15 protein-coding genes and 1 pseudogene are annotated in these 17,766 nt (G+C 70.7%); 8 read left to right on the forward strand and 8 right to left on the reverse strand.

Annotation, left to right across the window (positions count from 1 at the left end; translation table 11 throughout):
- A pseudogene (locus GAK38_RS12695) lies at nt 1-131 on the forward strand (IS481 family transposase); the annotation flags it as partial.
- On the opposite strand, the gene cas9 reads toward GAK38_RS12695, so the two are convergent.
- The 5 genes from cas9 to GAK38_RS12720 form a co-directional block, all read right to left on the reverse strand.
- A complete protein-coding gene (gene cas9, locus GAK38_RS12700; RefSeq protein ID WP_325344647.1) occupies nt 77-2,929 on the reverse strand; it encodes a type II CRISPR RNA-guided endonuclease Cas9 in 2,853 nt (950 codons plus the stop codon). The pseudogene GAK38_RS12695 and the gene cas9 sit on opposite strands and share 55 nt — an antisense overlap.
- A 228-nt stretch (nt 2,930-3,157) precedes the next feature.
- Nucleotides 3,158-5,884: a methionine synthase gene (gene metH / locus GAK38_RS12705; protein ID WP_325344649.1), complete on the reverse strand. Its 2,727-nt coding sequence runs from the start codon at nt 5,882-5,884 to the stop codon at nt 3,158-3,160.
- Between the two features lie 7 nt (nt 5,885-5,891).
- The gene (locus GAK38_RS12710; RefSeq protein WP_325344650.1) at nt 5,892-6,308 is read right to left on the reverse strand and encodes a type II toxin-antitoxin system VapC family toxin; all 417 of its coding nucleotides are present in this window, start codon (nt 6,306-6,308) and stop codon (nt 5,892-5,894) included.
- Entirely contained in the window at nt 6,305-6,562 is a 258-nt protein-coding gene (locus GAK38_RS12715; RefSeq protein ID WP_325344652.1) for a FitA-like ribbon-helix-helix domain-containing protein, read from the reverse strand. The genes GAK38_RS12710 and GAK38_RS12715 overlap by 4 nt, the downstream gene beginning before the upstream one ends.
- A gap of 76 nt (nt 6,563-6,638) precedes the next feature.
- Entirely contained in the window at nt 6,639-7,379 is a 741-nt protein-coding gene (locus tag GAK38_RS12720) for a hypothetical protein (protein WP_325344654.1), read from the reverse strand.
- A gap of 51 nt (nt 7,380-7,430) precedes the next feature.
- Between GAK38_RS12720 and GAK38_RS12725 the strand changes: the two genes are divergently transcribed.
- From GAK38_RS12725 to GAK38_RS12735, 3 genes are all read left to right on the forward strand, one after another.
- A complete protein-coding gene (locus GAK38_RS12725) occupies nt 7,431-7,859 on the forward strand; it encodes a YeeE/YedE family protein (RefSeq protein WP_325344656.1) in 429 nt (142 codons plus the stop codon).
- Complete coding sequence (locus GAK38_RS12730; protein WP_325344658.1) at nt 7,856-8,311, forward strand: DUF6691 family protein; 456 nt, start codon at nt 7,856-7,858, stop codon at nt 8,309-8,311. Before GAK38_RS12725 ends, GAK38_RS12730 begins: the two co-directional genes overlap by 4 nt.
- Nucleotides 8,312-8,391: 80 nt before the next feature.
- Nucleotides 8,392-9,144 carry an SDR family oxidoreductase gene (locus tag GAK38_RS12735; protein ID WP_325344746.1) on the forward strand — a complete coding sequence of 251 codons (753 nt, stop codon included), beginning with the start codon at nt 8,392-8,394 and terminating at the stop codon, nt 9,142-9,144.
- 70 nt (nt 9,145-9,214) lie between these two features.
- On the opposite strand, the gene dinG is transcribed toward GAK38_RS12735, so the two are convergent.
- Both dinG and GAK38_RS12745 read right to left on the reverse strand, forming a co-directional pair.
- On the reverse strand, nt 9,215-11,437 hold the full coding sequence (dinG, locus tag GAK38_RS12740; protein WP_325344660.1) for an ATP-dependent DNA helicase DinG: 2,223 nt from the start codon (nt 11,435-11,437) through the stop codon (nt 9,215-9,217).
- Nucleotides 11,438-11,609: 172 nt separating this feature from the next.
- On the reverse strand, nt 11,610-13,223 hold the full coding sequence (locus GAK38_RS12745) for a gamma-glutamyltransferase family protein (RefSeq protein ID WP_325344662.1): 1,614 nt from the start codon (nt 13,221-13,223) through the stop codon (nt 11,610-11,612).
- 62 nt (nt 13,224-13,285) lie between these two features.
- Here GAK38_RS12745 and GAK38_RS12750 point away from each other — a divergent pair, with 62 nt between their 5' ends.
- The 3 genes from GAK38_RS12750 (at nt 13,286) to GAK38_RS12760 (ending at nt 15,178) form a co-directional block, all read left to right on the forward strand.
- Nucleotides 13,286-14,011 (forward strand): glutathione S-transferase N-terminal domain-containing protein, encoded by a 726-nt coding sequence (locus tag GAK38_RS12750; RefSeq protein WP_325344663.1) that lies wholly within the window; start codon nt 13,286-13,288, stop codon nt 14,009-14,011.
- 8 nt (nt 14,012-14,019) lie between these two features.
- A complete protein-coding gene (crcB, locus tag GAK38_RS12755) occupies nt 14,020-14,406 on the forward strand; it encodes a fluoride efflux transporter CrcB (protein ID WP_325344665.1) in 387 nt (128 codons plus the stop codon).
- 181 nt (nt 14,407-14,587) lie between these two features.
- Nucleotides 14,588-15,178, forward strand: coding sequence for a uracil-DNA glycosylase family protein (locus GAK38_RS12760; RefSeq protein WP_325344667.1), 591 nt, complete (start codon nt 14,588-14,590; stop codon nt 15,176-15,178).
- Between the two features lie 14 nt (nt 15,179-15,192).
- Here the strand turns inward: GAK38_RS12760 and GAK38_RS12765 are convergent, their stop codons facing one another.
- Complete coding sequence (locus GAK38_RS12765; RefSeq protein WP_325344669.1) at nt 15,193-16,728, reverse strand: CoA-acylating methylmalonate-semialdehyde dehydrogenase; 1,536 nt, start codon at nt 16,726-16,728, stop codon at nt 15,193-15,195.
- A gap of 82 nt (nt 16,729-16,810) precedes the next feature.
- Here GAK38_RS12765 and GAK38_RS12770 point away from each other — a divergent pair, with 82 nt between their 5' ends.
- A complete protein-coding gene (locus tag GAK38_RS12770; protein WP_325344671.1) occupies nt 16,811-17,758 on the forward strand; it encodes a LysR family transcriptional regulator in 948 nt (315 codons plus the stop codon).
- Nucleotides 17,759-17,766 lie beyond the last annotated feature (8 nt).

Raw genomic sequence — 17,766 nt, forward strand, 5'->3', positions numbered from 1 at the left:
TGTACAACCAGCAACTGCCGCAGTCAGCGCTGGGCAGCAAGACGCCCATGCAGGCCATGAAGAACTGGTATCAGACTCACCCGCATCTGTTCCATAAGCGGCTATATGATCGTCCGGGATGCGACACGTAGGCTTGAAAAGTGGAAATCACTTCGCCTTCCCACCGCCCTTTGTCGTTCACCGTGATCTCGATGCAGTAGTTGCTGCCGCCGACGTAGCCTTTGTAGGGTAGCGGCCGACCCTCGGCGTCCACGCCGTGGCGCGCCGGCTGGCCGGCTTCGGCGATGCGCACGAGGTTGCTGATCTCGCGCCCGGCGCTGCCGTCGGCCCGGCGGCGCTGCTTGATGGAGCCGTCGCGGCGAATGCCGTACGAGGTTTCCTCCATCATCGCCCCCTCGTAGCCGTGGTCGGGCCGGTGGCTCACCCAGATGTGGCGCACGGCCCGCTCCACGTGCTCGCGGTAGGTAGGCCAGGGCAACGGCATGCTCTCGACCAGCCGCGTCAGCCCCTTGTCGCGGGCTTCGGCACTGGCGCGCGCAAAGCGCTGCAGCAGGCCCTGGTCGGTCACGCCGATCACGCAGGCATCGACCGCATGGTGGCGGTGGTCGTTGCGATTCTTCTCGCCGTCGAGACCCAGCACATCGTTGAGGCCGAACTTGCCGCGCAGCAGCGCCGTCATCTGGCCGGGAATCACACGCGTCGCGCTGCCGGGGCAGACGAGTCGCAGATATTCGGCCGCGACGCGCGAGAGGTAGCGCGTATCGTTGAGAGCACGCGCCAGAAAGCCCTTGTCCTCGCCCAGCCAGCGCTCGTAGCCGTCCGGTGCGAAGCGGTAGCGCTTGCGCAGCGGCATGCGCTCGGCACGTTGCAGGATGCCGTCGTAGTTCCAGCCTTGGGATTCGAAGTCCGCACGGGCCGCCCACGGCGTGCGGTTGCGCTTGATGCGGTTGGCCTGGCGCATCGCCACCGTGCGGTTGTTGAGGCTGTCGTCGAGGGTGTCGGAGAACGGCAGGATGTGCTCGATCTCGACCTGGTCGCTCAGCAGCAGATCCACGCCGATCTGCACGCCGCTGTAGGGGCAGCGACGGTCGGCCACGTCGAAGCTCAGTTCCTCCCACAGGATCCACTTCTGGATGTCGCCGGTGCGCACCTGCTCCTCGTCGATGCCGCGCGCCTGGGCGATGGATCGGCGGATGCGGACATTGCGCCGCTGGTTCTCGGCCTGCTTCTTCTGCGCGTCCTGCTTCTGCTCGCGGCTCTGCTTGAAGTCGCGCGCGAGTTCGATCACCACCTCGGTCGGCCGCCCGTAACGGCGGATCAGCGCGTTGACCACCGTGCGAACCTGGTTCAGCCCGATGTGCACCGTGGGGTTGGCGATCTTGCCGTAGCGTTCCTCCTCGGTCTTTGGATCCTCTTTGGCGAAAGCGACGTGGCGCTGCAGCGCACGACCGTAATAGGGCAACTGTTTGAAGGCGAAGATCGGCTTGATCTCTCCAGTTGAAGCAATGGTCCGCTCGCCGATGCGCTCCACCTCGTCGCCTGCATGCTCGAAGTCGAACCCCAGGTCGCTGTGGTGCGAGAAACCCGCGGCCTGCACGGCCTTGTCGTAGGTGATGACGTCCGCGCGCAACGCGGGCAGGATGCGCGCCAGCGCGTGGCGGCTCAGGCTGCCGTAGCCCTCGGGCAGGCCGGTGTCGGCGATCGCCTGCGCCCGCGCCTCGTCCACGCCGGCGTGCGCTTGCAGCCAGGCGACGAGGGCGGCTTCGCTTTCCTCGGTCACCAGATTCCAGACGATCTCGTCCTGTCGCGCTGCGTCGAAGCGGCTCCAGGCCGGGCCGAACAGTTCCTTGCGGCCCAGCACCGCGCTGGTGGCATTGCCCTTGAGTTCGGTGCGCTTGGCGTCCTCCAGGTTGAACTGCACGCTGCCGCCGAGTTGGAGCAGCTTGCGGATCTGCTCGAAGGTCACCCGGGCGCGGCCTTCCAGCAACGCGGCCACGGCATCGCGCTGCGCGCGGGAGAGTTGCGCTTCACTGAGGTCGTCGCGCAGCAGGCGCAGATGGTTGACCTCCTGGTAGATGCGGAAGCGCTGCGTGCTCGGCAGCGCCAGCGGCGCGCGCGGTTCTTCCGGAATGAGCGTGCAGCGGCCCGGCTTCACCGGACGCAGCGGGCGCTGATGCAGCAGCGTGTCTTTCAGGTCGGCCCGTGCCGCGTCGTTGAACAGCGCTGGGTTGAAGCCGGCCTGCGCGGTCCAGATCGCGTCGAACTCCTGTTCGACCATGCGGCGGTCGATGTACAGGTCGTAGCTCTTGTCGATGCGCTTCTTGCCCTTGTCGGTGGTGTAGGGCGTTTCGCGGTAGCGGGCGCGCACGCCCTGGCCGACGACGCCCTCGGGCTTGCGCTCCAGGCGCTGCGTCCAGAACCATTCGCCCACGGTGCGGCTGCCGCTGGCCTCCAGCTGCTGCCGCAACTGGCCGATGGCCTTCTTGAGCGCGCCGCTGTCGTTGTCCTTGCGGTCCGTCTTGCGGTTGCTCTGGAAGCCGCGCCGCTGGTTCAGGTGGAACAACGCGCGGCCGAATTCGCCCGGCTGCAAGGGTTCGCGCAGTCCGCGCGCCCGCAGCTCGTAGGGGTTGAGCCGCTCCAGCGTCTTGCGCCCTGCCTCGTCGGCCGGGAAGAAGCCATGTTCCACCAGCTTGCGCAGCATGCGGTCCTTGCGCCGCAGCAGCCGGTCGCGCCGGCGCCGCATCGCGCGTGCGGCGCGGCGGGTGACGGCGAGCGAAGAACCGTCCTTGGGATTGCGGCCGTCGCTGAAGATGCGCACACCGGCCTTGATGATGGCTGTTGGCGCATGGTGATCATCGAGCCGCAGGACCGCCCAGCCCAGCGATGTCGAACCCAGATCCAGCGCGAGCCGGTGGCGAAGACTTCCCATACATTTCCCTCCGCGAAAAATACTTGCACTTTGTAACTCAATTCCGTACAGTCGCAAGCATTCAGTTCACTGGGATATGTGCTCTGGACGCTAACAAGCAGAAAGATGCACCAAATGGAAGGCCCCGCATGCGGGGCCTTCGTCTTTCCAGCAGTTGCACATCCCGAATACACGCGGGGGTAGATCCCTGGAGTGCTTATCCCCCAAGGATTATGGGCGCATACTCCCTTATAGATTCGGCGCCAGCGCCCTGCGCAGCTCCTCCTCCGCCACGCCGCGCCGCCGCGCCATGTCCTGCAGCTGGTCCTCGCCGATCTTGCCGACGTTGAAGTAGGTGCTCTGCGGATGGCTCAGGTAGAAGCCGCTCACGCTCGCGGCCGGCGTCATCGCGAGCGATTTGGTCAGGTCCATGCCGATGTCGCGCGCGCCGAGCAGGTCGAACATGCCGCGCTTGACGGTGTGGTCCGGGCAGGCCGGGTAGCCCGGTGCGGGGCGGATGCCCTGGTACTTCTCGGCGATCATCTCGTCGTTGGACAGCGCTTCGTGCGGCGCATAGCCCCAGAGGTCGGTGCGCACACGCTGGTGCAGCGCCTCGGCGAACGCTTCGGCCAGCCGGTCGGCCAGCGCCTTGAGCATGATGGCCGAGTAGTCGTCGAGGTCGTCGATGAACTGCTGCTCCTTCTTCTCGACGCCGATGCCGGCCGTGACCGCGAAGACGCCGACGTAGTCCTTCAGCCCGCTCTCGCGCGGCGCGACGAAGTCGGCCAGGCAGCGGCTCGGGCGCATCACGCCGTCCACCGCCTGCTTTTCGGTCTGCTGGCGCAGGCCGTGCCAGGTCAGCACGCGCTGCTCGCGGGCCTCGTCGGCATAGAGCGCGATGTCGTCCTCGTCCACCGCATTGGCCGGCCAGAAGCCGACCACGCCGCTGGCACTGAGCCAGCGGCCTTCGATGAGGCGCTGCAGCATGCGCTTGCCGTCGCTGAACACGCGCTGGGCCTCGGTGCCGACGATCTCGTCCTTGAGGATCGCGGGGAACGGGCCCGCGAGGTCCCAGGTCTGGAAGAACGGGCCCCAGTCGATGTACTTCGCCAGCGCGTGCAGGTCGTAATTGCGGAACAGGCGCCGGCCGGCGAATTTCGGCGCTGGCGGCACGTAGCCGCTCCAGTCGATCGGCGTCCTGTTGGCGCGTGCCTTGGCGAGCGGCCACAGCGGCGTCTGCTTGCGGTTCGCATGCTGTGTGCGCACCTTCTCGTAGTCGGCCTTGAGTTCGTCGATGAACTTCGCGGCCTGCTCCGAGAGCAGGTTCTGCGCCACGCCCACGCTGCGCGAGGCGTCGGGCACGTAGACGACCGGGCCTTCGTAGTGCGGCGCGATCTTGACGGCCGTGTGCACGCGGCTCGTGGTGGCGCCGCCGATCAGCAGCGGAATCCGCTTGAGGCGGAAATGATCGTCCTTCTGCATCTCGCCGGCGACGTACTGCATCTCTTCCAGGCTCGGCGTGATGAGGCCCGACAGGCCGACGATGTCGGCGCCCTCGACCTTGGCGCGCGCGAGGATCTCGTGGCAAGGCACCATCACGCCCATGTTCACGACCTCGAAGTTGTTGCACTGGAGCACAACGGTGACGATGTTCTTGCCGATGTCGTGCACGTCGCCCTTGACGGTGGCGATGACGATCTTGCCCTTGCTGCGCACGTCGCGGCCCGCGGCCTCGTCGCGCTTCTTCTCCTCCTCGATGTAGGGGATCAGGTGGGCCACGGCCTGCTTCATCACGCGCGCGCTCTTGACCACCTGCGGCAGGAACATCTTGCCCGCGCCGAACAGGTCGCCGACCACGTTCATGCCGTCCATCAGCGGGCCTTCGATCACGTGCAGCGGGCGGCCGCCCCGGGCGACGATGTCCTGGTAAGCCTCCTCGGTGTCCTCGACGATGAAGTCGGTGATGCCGTGCACCAGCGCGTGCGACAGCCGCTGGCCGACGGTGCCGCCGCGCCATTCGAGTTTCTTCGTGTCGTCCTTGGCGGCGCCCCTGGCGCTCTCGGCGATCTCGACCAGGCGCTCGCCGGCGTCGGGGCGGCGGTTGAGCACCACGTCTTCCACGCGCTCGCGCAGCACCGGGTCGAGCTCGTCGTAGACGCCGACCATGCCGGCGTTGACGATGCCCATGTCCATGCCCGCACGAATAGCGTGGTAGAGGAACACCGTGTGGATCGCCTCGCGCACCGGGTCGTTGCCGCGGAAGCTGAAGCTCACGTTGGAGACGCCGCCCGACACCTTCGCGCCCGGCAGGTTCTGCTTGATCCAGCGCGTGGCCTCGATGAAGTCGACCGCGTAGTTGTTGTGCTCCTCGATGCCCGTGGCCACCGCAAAGATGTTGGGGTCGAAGATGATGTCCTCGGGCGGAAAGCCGACTTCGTCCACCAAGATGCGGTAGGCGCGTTCGCAGATCGCGGTCTTGCGGGCGAAGGTGTCGGCCTGGCCGACCTCGTCGAAGGCCATCACCACGGCCGCGGCGCCGTAGCGGCGCACGAGCCTGGCCTCGTATTTGAACTTCTCGACGCCTTCCTTCATCGAGATCGAGTTCACGATGCCCTTGCCCTGGATGCAGCGCAGGCCGGCCTCGATCACCTCCCACTTGGAGCTGTCCACCATGACCGGCACGCGTGCGATGTCGGGCTCGCTGGCGATCAGGTTGAGGAAGCGCACCATCGCGGCCTTGCTGTCGAGCATGGCCTCGTCCATGTTGACGTCGATGACCTGCGCGCCGTTCTCGACCTGCTGGCGCGCGACGACCAGGGCCTGCTCGTACTGGCCGCCCAGGATCATCCGCGCGAACGCCTTGGAGCCGGTGACGTTGGTGCGCTCGCCGATGTTGACGAACAGGCTGCCGGGGCCGATGGAGATGGGTTCGAGGCCGGAGAGCTGGAGCGGCGGGATCGTGGGGGTTTCGGACATGGTGGCTCTACGCTTCCCAGGGATTGATGACGGCCACGCCAGCGGCCCGATAAGGTGATGTGTCGCGGGACGCGACGATGAAATCGCGCGATGCGGCAATGGCGGCGATGTAGCCGTCAGCGATGGGAAAGCCGAGTCCCCGGCTCCTGGCCGTCACGGCCAGTTCGGCGTAGCTGCGGGCCGCGTCGCTATCGAACGGCAGCACGCGCTGGCCGAACAGCGCCAGCATTTCCATCAATGCCTGGTCGAGCAGGTTTCGGCGTTTGCCGTCGGGCATCGCACGGATGCCGAACAGCAACTCGGCCAGCGTGACACTGGAAAGGAACAGGGTTTCGACGGCTTGCGCGTTGAGCCAGGCACGCACGGCCGCATGCGGTTGCGACCGCATCGCCTCGGACACGACGTTGGTGTCCAGGACGATCATTCTTCGAACCTCATCGGCTCGGCAGGCATCTTGTCGCGCACCTGGTTGAAAACGTCGCACTCTTCGTCGGTCAGCGCGAACTTGCGGCCAATGGCTGCCAGCGCATCGCCCAGGCGCACGCGCTCGTCCGGCGTGACCGCGGCGGCCAGGATTTCGCGCACTTCCGCTTCGGTGCTGCGACCGTGTTGGGCGGCCCGCACCCGCAGGGCGCGGTGCACGTTGTCGGGCAGGTTGCGTACGGTCAGCATGGCCATGGTTCAACTCCTGCGGTTGCATTCGGTGCATGCATTATAAGAATGTGCATGCAGCCGCTGGACCGCTGCGGCGTGCTCACCGCACCGGCAGGAACTGAAGGAACGTCCCGCCCACCAGCCCCTGCACGTAGCTGATCGCCGCACGCCGGTACTTCTCGGTGGCGAACTGGGCCAGCAGATCGAGCCGGCCGATGATCTTGCCGAACTCGCGCTCGAAGCTCAGGTTGCGCGCCTGGGCGCCGATCTCGTCGGCCAGCAGCAGCGGCGCGCCGGCGGCGGTGCGGCGCTGCGACAGCATCCACACGGCGCTCTCCACGTTGCGCGCGGCGTTGTAGAGGTGCTGCGCATCCAGGCCGTCGATGAGGAAGAATTCGGTCTTGCCGCCGTGCGCGGCGACGAGCATGTCGGCCGTGGCGTAGATGCAGGCGGCCACCCGGTCGCCGGCGAACTCGGGCGACAGCGCCACCGCCAGCGCGGCGATGTCGCGCCGGCCCTGCAGCGGCGCCCAGGGCTGGCGCTGCAGCACCGCATCGCGCAGCTGCTCCACCGCCTGCTCGCGCGACGCGGCCGGGCCCTTGCGCCACTCGGCCGGGTTGCGGCGATAGAGCTTGCCGGCCAGGGCGAACAGGCTGTCGAGGTTGGCCCGCATCTCCAGCGTGGCCATGCGGTTCACGTCGGACTGGGCCAGCTCGCCGGCGGTGGCGTCGGCGCCGCGCACCTCGCCGCGCGGGGTGGGCGCCGGGGCGGCGCAACCGGCCAGGACCAGGCAGAGCGCGGCCGCCGGCAGGAGGCGTTGTCGCGGGCGGCAGCAGAGCATGGCGGGCATTCTGCATGCCGCGGGTGCGGGCGGCCGTTACCATTTTCGGAAATGCACCACTTCACTCCCTGGACGGCGCTCGCGGGCGGCCTGCTGATCGGCGCGGCGGCCGTGCTGCTGCTGTTCTTCAACGGCCGCATCGCCGGCATCAGCGGCATCGCCGGGCGCATCGCCACGGCCGCGCGCGGCGACCGGGCCTGGCGATGGGCCTTCGTGGCCGGGCTGCTGGCGGGCGCGGGTGTGTGGGCGGCGTGCGGCGGGGCCACGCCGGTGCGCGAGGGCTTTCCGCGCGGGGTGCTGGTCGCCGCCGGCCTGCTCGTGGGCTACGGCACCGCGCTGTCCAACGGCTGCACCAGCGGGCACGGCGTGTGCGGCATGGCGCGGCTGTCGCGGCGCTCGATCGCGGCGACGGCGACCTTCCTCGCGGTGGCGGTCGCGACGACGTTCGTGGCGCGGCATCTGCTGGGCGTGCCGGCATGAGCCGCGTTGTTCAACGCAGCGTGGCCGCGCTGCTGTCGGGCACGGTCTTCGGACTCGGGCTGTCGATCGCGCAGATGACCGATCCGCGCAAGGTGCTCGGCTTTCTCGACGTGGCCGGCGCCTGGGACGCGAGCCTGCTGCTCGTGCTCGGCGGCGCGGTCGCGGTGGCCGCGGCGGGCTTCGCGTGGGTGCTGCGGCGGCGCGCGCCGGTGCTCGATGACGACTTCCAGCTACCGGCCCGGGGCGCGGCCATCGACGCCCCGCTGCTCGGCGGCGCGGCGCTGTTCGGCATCGGCTGGGGCCTCGCCGGCTACTGCCCTGGACCGGCCCTGGCATCGATCGCCTTCGGCAACGCCGAGGCGCTGTGGTTCGTGCCCGCGCTGGCGGCGGGCTGGGCGCTGCGGCGCTGGCAGGAGCGGCGCCGGTCAGCAGCCGGCGGCGGAAGCGGGTAAGTTCGATGGTTCGTTGAACATCCCACCACCCTCGAAGGAGACACCCCATAGACCTGCGTCTGCGCGACCAGCACATCCTCATCACCGGCGGCACCCGCGGCATCGGCCTGGCCTGCGCCAGGCTGTATCTGGAGGAGGGCGCCCGCGTCACGATCAGCGGCCGCTCCGAGGCGTCGCGCGACGCGGCGCTCGCCACACTGGGCCATGCGCCGCCACTCCATGCCCACTTGGCCGACCGGGCCGATGCCGACGCCGCGCGCCAGCTGGTCGAGACGGTCGAGGCGCAGCACGGGCCCATCGACATCCTGGTCAACAGTGCCGGTGCCGCCCAGCGCCGGCCGTTCGCCGAACTCGATGCGGCCACGTGGCATGCCGCGCTCGACGCGAAGTTCTACCCCTACATCCACGTGATCGACCCGCTCATCAAGCGCATGGCCGGGCGCGGCCGCGGGGTCATCATCAACGTGGTCGGCATGGGCGGCAAGTTCCCGCGCGTGACGCACCTGGCCGGCGGCTCGGCCAACGCGGCGCTGATGCTGGCCACGGCCGGGCTGGCGGCGGCCTACGGCCCCTCGGGCATCCGCGTGAATGCGGTGAACCCGTCGGCCACCATCACCGACCGGCTGGTCGGCGGCATGCGGGCCGATGCGCGCCAGCGCGGCGTGTCGGAAGAGCAGGCGCTGCGCGAGGCGGCCGCGCAGGTGCCGCTGGGACGGCTGGCCACGGCCGAGGAGATCGCCGACACGGTGGTCTACCTGAGCTCGCCGCGCGCGTCGTACGTGTCGGGCGCGATCCTCAACGTGGATGGCGCCAGCTCGCCGGCCGTGGTCTGACGGGCGGCATACTCCCCTCGGTGATGGCCCATAGTGGTCGGATGAGGCGCGTCACAGGCATATACCCCCGTCATGCAACGCTGCGCGTGAACGGCGGCAGCCCGTCGAGCAGCCGCTTGCCGTAGGCGCTGCGCACCAGGCGCTTGTCGTAGCAGTAGATGGCCGCGCGGTCGTCCTCGGTGCGGATGGCGCGGCCGACCCACTGCGCCAGGCGGATGGCGGTGGCCGGCACCACCAGTTCGCTGAACGGGTCGCGGCCCTGGCTGCGCAGCCATTCGGCGCGGGCTTCGCTCACCGGGTCGTCGGGCGAGGCGAAGGGCAGCTTGGCGATGAAGACCGTCTCGCACTGCGCGCCCGGCAGGTCCAGCCCTTCGCCGAAGGACTGCATGCCGAAGATGACCGACGGCTCGCCTGCGGCCACGCGGGCGCGGTGCTGCTCCAGCAGCTTCAGGCGCGGCAGCTCGTTTTGCACCAGCACGACGGCGCGCAGCACGGGCGGCAGCGCGGCCACAGCCAGGCGCATCTGCTCGCGCGCGGTAAAGAGGACGAGCGCGCCGCGCCCCACCTGGGCCAGGTCGGCGATCAGGCGGTCGGCCATCTCGGCGTTGAAGCCGGCGTCGCGCGGGTCGGCCCGGGTTTCGGCGGTGACGAAGCGGCCCTGGGCGGCGTAGTCGAACGGGCTGGGCACTTCGAGCGTGGCGGCGTCGGGGTCGCCATGCAGGCCCGATTCGTGCATAAAGAAGCCGAACTGCCCGCAGCTCGTGAGCGTGGCCGAGGTCAGCACCGCGCCGCGCACCGCGCCCCACAGGTGGTTGCGCAGCATGGTGCCCGGCAGCAGCGGGCTGGCATGGGCGGCGACGGCGGCGAACTCGCCGTCCATGCGCAGCGTGAACCATTTGGCATGCGGGGCACCTCCTGCCCCGGATGCGGGTTCGGCATCCTTCAGCAGCAGTTGGGCGGTGGCGTGCACCTGCTCCAGCCGCGGCGCCAGCGTGCCGAGCTGGGCATAGAGCACCGACAGGCGCCGCGCCTCGTCGGGCCTGTCCTGGGAGAGGTGGCGCATCGCCGCGCGCAGCGCCTTGGAGATGGCCTGCAGCGCGGTGAGGAACTCGCCCGCGTGGTAGGCGATCAGGCCGACCGGCTCCTGCAGCTGCTCCGGCAGCTCGCCGCGCGGCACCCGGGCGCGCGCGGGCTGGGCGGCCGCGTAGGCGCCGCGGGCCGGCTGGTGGATGCGCAGCGTCTCGCCGTAGGTCTCCATGACGAGCTTTTCCAGCTCGCCGAGCGTACGGCGCAGCTCGGCCGTGTGGCGCGGCAGGTCGGCGATCTCGCCCACCTCCATGAGCCCGCCCACGCGCAGCGCGTGGCCCGCGAGCTTGTCGAGCCAGGCGAGCCGGCTCAGCTCCATGCGGCCGGCGAAGTGGTCGAGCGCGGTGGCCGGCAGGTGGTGCGCCTCGTCGAGCACCAGCAGGCTGTTGTCCAGGTCCGGCAGCAGCCGGCTGCCGAGCGAGGCCAGCAGCAGGTCGTGGTTGGCGACGACGACCTGCGCGCCGACCAGCTCCTTGCGGCGCTCGTAGTAAATGCAGCCGTTGAACGACGGGCAGTGCCGCCCGGTGCAGGAGCTGCCGTGCGCGGCCATCGGCTGCCAGGCGTCGGCCTCGGGCTGCACGTCGAGCGTGTCGCGGTCGCCGTCCCAGGCGCCGCCGGCCAGGGCCTGCATCACGCCGGCGTAGTAGCGCATGCGCGCTTCGGTCTCGTGGGCGGGGCGCAGCGCGCGGTGGGCGGCTTCCTCCTCGGAGAAGAGGTCGTCGTCGGGGCCGAAGCCGTCGTCGGCCTCGCCGGCGCCGGCCAGGCGTTCGAGCTTGAGCCGACAGACATAACGGCCGCGGCCCTTGGCCAGCGCCCAGCGGAACGGCTGGCCGCCGGTGTGCGCGAACTGCGCGGCCAGCGCCGGCAGGTCCTTGTGGACGAGCTGCTCCTGCAGGGCGACCGTGGCGGTGGAAATCACCACCCGCGTGCCGCGCGCCAGCGCGATGGCGACGGCCGGCGCGCAGTAGGCCAGCGACTTGCCCACGCCGGTGCCGGCCTGGATCACCGCGATGGCGCGGGTGACCTCGCCCGGGTCGATCTCCTCGTCGCCGTCGGCCGCCCTGCCGAGCGTGGCCGTGCTGAACACGCGCGCCACCTCCTCGGCCATGCGCCGCTGCCCGGGCCGGCTGCGGAAGCCGCTGGTCGCGCTGACGACGGCATCGAAGGATTGCAGGGCGGCGTCGGCCCACTGCGCAGGAGAAGACATGGGCGGGAGTGTGCCTGAAACGGCGCGGCTCCATGAGGTTGCATACAGTGCTATAGGAGTATATGCCCACAGTGCCTACCTGACCGGCGAAAAATGCCATTGACCGGGGGAGTATATATTCGCGTCCCCGGCGCTGCCCGGACATGGCGGGACGCCGGGTGAGCCTCGCCGATCAGTACCCGACGGCCTGCCCGTCGCGCCGCGGGTCCGACCCCGCCGCGTAGACCACCTCCTCGCCCGGCAGCCGCAGCGCGAGCTGGGCGCTGCCGAAGTCGAGGTTGCCCGGCGCGGCCACCGCGGGCGCGTAGCCGAGGGCGCGCAGTCCCTCGACCACCGCCGGCGGCACGGCCGGCTCCACGGTGAGCACGGCCGCGTCGTTGATGCGCCAGCGCGGCGCGTCGGCGCAGGCCTGCGGGCTGCGGCCCTCGACCGCGCGGCGCAGCACCATCTGCACATGGCCCTGGGCCTGCATGTTGCCGCCCATGACGCCGAAGGCCATCTCGGGCCGGCCGTCGCGCGACAGGAAGGCCGGGATGATGCTGTGCAGCGGCCGCTTGCCGCCGCCGACCTCGTTCGGATGGCCCGGCGTGGTGACGAAGCCCGAGCCCCGGTTGTGCAGCGCGATGCCGGTGCCCGGCACCACGACGCCCGAGCCGAAGCCTTTGAAGTTGGACTGGATGTACGACACCATGCGGCCCTGCGCGTCGGCGGTGCAGAGGTAGACCGTGCCGCCGCTGGCGGGGCGGCCGGCCGGGTAGCTGCCGGCGCGGCGCGGGTCGATCGCCCGCGCGCGCTCGCGCAGGTAGGCCGCATCGAGCAGCTGGGCCGCGGTCACGCGCATGTGGTCGGGGTCGGCCACATGGGCATGCAGGTCGGCGAACGCGGCGCGCATGGCCTCGATCTCCAGGTGCATGCGCGCGGCCGAGCCCGGCGCCGTCTCGTCGTAGGGCAGGTGTTCGATGAGGCCGAGCGCGATCAGCGCGGCCAGGCCCTGGCCGTTGGGCGGTATCTCGTGGACGCGGCGGCCGCGGAAGTCCACCGAAATCGGCTCGACCCATTCGGCCCGGTGGGCCGCGAGGTCGCCCGCGGTGAGCGCCGCGCCGTGCTCGGCCGCGAAGCCGGCGATGGCCTCGGCGAGCCGGCCGCGGTAGAACGATCCGCCGCGCGTGCGGGCGATCTCCTCGAGCGTCGCGGCCTGGTCGGCGAAGCGCCAGACCTCGCCCGCGGCCGGCGCGCGGCCGTGCGGCATGAAGGCGCCGAAGCCCGGGTGCCCGTGCAGCTCCTGCACCGACTGCGCCCACTGGCCCGCGATGACCGGGCTCACCGGAAAGCCGTCGCGCGCATGGCGGATCGCGTCGGCGAACAGGTCGCCGAACGGCAGCGCACCGAAGCGCTCCGACAGCGCCACCCACCCGGCCACCTGGCCCGGCACGGTCACGCTGTCCCAGCCGCGGTAGGGCATCGCGGCCCGGTCGGCGAAGCGCTGCGGGCTCCAGCCGGCCGGCGCGCGGCCCGAGGCGTTCAGGCCGTGCAGGCGCTCGCCGTCCCAGACGAGGGCGAAGCCGTCGCCGCCGATGCCGTTCATCACCGGCTCGACCACGGTCAGCGTGATGGCCGCGGCCAGCGCCGCATCGATCGCATTGCCGCCGCGCGCGAAGGCCGCGGCGCCGGCCTGCGCCGCGAGCGGCTGGGAGGTGGCGACCACGTTGCGGGCCAGCACCGGCTGGCGCGCCGAGGCGAAGGGCAGCGACCAGTCCTGGCCGGCGAGGGAGGCGTTGGTTGTCATGGGCGGCAGGTTAGCGCAGCACGGCCTGCACGCAAACGCCCACGCCGACATAATCGCCGGCCATGAGCAAGACCGCACCCGCCCTCGACCTGCATGCCTTTCCGGTCACCCACAAGTGGCCCGCGCGCCACCCCGACCGCATCCAGCTCTATTCGCTGCCCACGCCCAACGGCGTGAAGGTGTCGATCGCGCTGGAAGAACTGGGCCTGCCCTACGAGGTGCACCGCGTGGGCTTCGAGAACAACGACCAGTTCTCGACCGAGTTCCTGTCGCTCAACCCGAACAACAAGATCCCGGCCATCCTCGATCCGCACGGCCCCGGCGGCCAGCCGCTCGCGCTGTTCGAATCGGGCGCGATCCTGCTCTACCTGGCCGAGAAGGCCGGCCGCCTGATCCCGGCCGACGCGGCGGGCCGCTACGAGGCGCTGCAGTGGGTCATGTGGCAGATGGGCGGCGTCGGGCCGATGTTCGGCCAGCTCGGCTTCTTCCACAAGTTCGCCGGCAGGGACATCGAGGACAAGCGCCCGCGCGACCGCTACGTGGCCGAGTCGAAGCGCCTGCTCGGCGTGCTCGACCGCCGCCTGCAGGGCCGCGACTGGGTGCTCGGCGACGACTATGGCATCGCCGACATCGCGATCTTTCCGTGGGTGCGCAACCTCGTGGGCTTCTATGAGGCGCGCGAGCTGGTCGGCTTCGACGACTTCGCCAACGTGCAGCGGGTGCTCGACGCCTTCGTGGCGCGGCCCGCCGTCGAGCGCGGTCTCAACATCCCCGCCAAGCCGGACTGAGCTGCACCGTGGGCGCGCAGGGCTTTCTGATCGTCTTCCTGGGCGGCGGCTTTGGCTCGGCGCTGCGCCATGGGGCGAACCTCCTGGCCGCGCGCTGGACCGGCGCCGGCTGGCCGTTCGGCACGCTGGCGATCAACGTGCTCGGCTCGCTGCTCATGGGCGTGGTGGCCGAGGCGTTCGCGCTCAGGAGCGGCTGGAGCCCGCAGCTGCGGCTGCTGCTGGTCACCGGCATCCTCGGCGGCTTCACCACCTTCTCGACCTTCTCGCTGGAGACCGCGCTGCTGCACGAGCGCGGCGATACGGGCCAGGCGCTGCTCTACGTCGCGGCCTCGGTCCTGCTCGGCGTGGGCGGCCTGTTCGCGGGCATGCGGCTCGTGCGGCTGGTGCTGGGCTGAGAAGGTGTGAACGAACCCGTCATGCCCGCTCGCCTCGCCAGAACACGCGCGCTCTGCGTTGTAAATGCTCGCCGTGGCCCGAGCCACGTCTGCGCTTTGCGCCTTGATCGCGCGCGTTCTGACGGGCCATCGGGCTACGCCGGATTCCTTCACACCTTCTGAGTCCGCCATCGGAAACACCGTGCCTGGTCCCGACGCGCGCGCCGAGCTCGAAGCGGCGCGCACCTGCGCCCACTGCGCGCCGAGCCTGCCGCTGGGGCCGCGCCCCGTCTTCCAGCTGCATCCGGCCGCGCGCATCCTCATCGCCTCGCAGGCGCCGGGCCGCAAGGTGCATGAGACCGGCATTCCGTTCAACGACGCGAGCGGGGACCGGCTGCGCGACTGGCTCGGCGTCGGCCGCGACGAGTTCTACCGGCCCGAGCTGTTCGCCATTGTGCCCATGGGCCTGTGCTATCCGGGCCGGGGACCGTCGGGCGACCGGCCGCCGCGGCCCGAATGCGCGCCGCTGCGGCGAGCCGGCCTGCTCGGCCTGCTTGGCAACCTGGAATTGACGCTCGTGGTGGGCCAGTATGCGGTCGCCTACCACCTGCCCGAGGAAACCGGCGGCGTGACCGAGGCGGTGCGCCACTGGCGCAGCACGCTGCCGGCCGCGCTGGCCCTGCCGCATCCGAGCCCGCGCAACAACGGCTGGCTCGCCCGCAACCCCTGGTTCGGCACCGAGCTGCTGCCCGTGCTCCGGGCGCGCGTGGCCGCGGCCCTGGGCCGCGGCTGATCGGTGCGCGCCGGCTACTTCGCCGTCGGCATCACGAACTCGGCGCCCTTGGGCGTGCTCTGCGGCCAGCGCTGCATGATCGACTTCTGCTTCGTGTAGAAGCGCACGCCCTCCTCGCCGTAGGCATGCATGTCGCCGAACAGGCTGCGCGTCCAGCCGCCGAAGCCGTGCCAGGCCATCGGCACGGGAATAGGCACGTTGATGCCGACCATGCCGGCCTGGATGCGGCGGCCGAACTCGCGGGCGACGTGGCCGTCGCGGGTGAAGCAGGCCACGCCGTTGCCGAATTCGTGGTCGTTGACCAGCTGCACCGCCTCGGCGAAATCCTTGGCGCGCACGATGGCGAGCACCGGGCCGAAGATCTCTTCCCGGTAGATGCGCATCTGCGGCGTCACGTGGTCGAACAGCGTGCCGCCGAGCCAGTAGCCGCCGGAGGTGTCGGTGCCCGTCTTCGCGCCGGCCGCGGTGCCGTCGAAGCCGCGGCCGTCCACCAGCAGCGTGGCGCCTTCCTGCACACCCAGGTCGATGTAGCCGGTGATGCGCTCGTGCGCGGCGCGCGTGACGATCGGGCCCATCTCGGCCGCGAGGTCTTCGCCGTCGAGCACCTTGAGCGCCCGGGTGCGCTCCACCAGCCTGGGGATCACCTGCTCGGCCGCGTCGCCCACGAGCACGGCCACGCTGATGGCCATGCAGCGCTCGCCGGCCGAGCCGTAGCCGGCGCCGATCAGCGCGTCCACGGCCTGGTCGATGTCGGCGTCGGGCATCACGATCATGTGGTTCTTCGCGCCGCCCAGGGCCTGCACGCGCTTGCCGTGCTTCGCGCCGGTCTCGTAGATGTAGTTGGCGATCGGCGTGGAGCCGACGAAGCTCACGGCCTTGACGTCCGGGTGCTCGATCAGCGCGTCCACCGCCTCCTTGTCGCCCTGCACCACGTTGAACACGCCGTCGGGCAGGCCGGCCTTCTTCAGCAGGTCGGCGATCAGCAGCGAAGGCGTCGGGTCGGTCGGGCTGGGCTTCAACACGAAGGTGTTGCCCGCGGCGATCGCGACCGGGAACATCCAGGCCGGCACCATGACCGGGAAGTTGAACGGCGTGATGCCGGCCACCACGCCGAGCGGCTGGCGCAGCGTCCAGTTGTCGATGCCGGTGGAGACCTGGTCGGTGAAGTCGCCCTTGAGCAGCTGCGGGATGCCGCAGGCGAACTCCACGATGTCGATGCCGCGCGCGACTTCGCCCTGCGCATCGGTGAACACCTTGCCGTGCTCGGCGGTGATGGCGTGGGCCAGCGCGTCCTTGTGCTGGTTGAGCAGTTCGAGGAACCTGAACAGCACCCGCGCGCGGCGGACCGGCGGCGTGTCGGCCCACTTCGGGAACGCGGCCTGCGCGGCGGCCACGGCCGCGTCCACGTCGGCGCGGCTGACCAGCGCCACGCGGCCGGTCACGCGGCCGGTGGCCGGGTTGGTCACGTCCTGGGTGCGCGTGCCGGCGCCAGCCGTGCGCTCGCCCTGGATGGAGTGGACGATGGGGGTGGGAGCGGTGGAGGCGGTCATGCCGTGCAGTCTAGGAACGCGCCGGCGCGCTGCCTAGGCCGCTGCGGCGAATTGATTGTTCGCCTTGGTGAACAATAGCCCCATGGAAACGCGAAACAACCTGCCTGCCGAAGCGCTCTGGGCCCACCTGCACTGGCTTACGGTGCTGGCCGAGCAGGGCAGCTTCACCGCCGCGGCCGCGCGGCTCGGCGTGAGCAAGGCCGCGATGAGCCAGCGCATCGCCGAGCTCGAGCGCGCGGCCGGCGTACCGCTGGTGCGCCGCACCACGCGCAGCGTGCGGCTCACCGAGGCCGGCGAGCGGCTGGTGGACGACACGCGCGGCGCGTTCGCGCAGATCGCCCACAGCTTCGCGGGCGTGCGCGACCTGGCCGCCGCGCCGCGCGGCCTGCTGCGCGTGACGGCGCCGGTGGCCTTCGCGCGCCAGCAGCTGGTGCCGCGGCTGCCGGAATTCCTGCGCGCCTATCCCGAGGTGCGGCTGGAGCTGGACCTGTCCGACCAGCTGCGCGCGCTCGCGGTCGAGGGCTTCGACCTCGCGGTGCGCCACACCGCCGCGCCGCCCGAGACCCACGTGGCCTGGACGCTCGCGCCCACGCACACCGTGCTCGTGGCCAGCCGGGCCTACCGGCGCCGGCGCGGCACGCCGCAGGCACCGGCCGACCTGGCGGAGCACGACTGCCTGTTCTACCCGCGCGCGCAGGGCGCCTCGGCCTGGAACTTCGTGCCCGCGCGCGGCCCGGCCGACGCCGCGCGCATCACGGTGCCGGTGGCCGGCGGCTTCGCGGCCAACAACAGCGAGGTGCTGCGCGACATGGCCGCCGCGGGGCTCGGCATCGCGCTCATGCCCGATTTCAGCGCCCAGTCGGGCCTCGCGGCCGGGCGGCTGGTGGAGGTGCTGGCGGACTGGAAACCGGTCGACAGCTTCGGCGAACAGCTCTACGCGATCCGGCCGTATGCGAGCCACGTGCCGCGCGCGGTCGGGGCGTTCGTCGCGTTCATGCGGCAGTCGTTCGCGGCGGGGTTCCTGGGCTGAGCCGGCCT

The organism is Xylophilus sp. (assembly GCA_009914555.1).
GTDB lineage: Bacteria > Pseudomonadota > Gammaproteobacteria > Burkholderiales > Burkholderiaceae_C > WNDY01.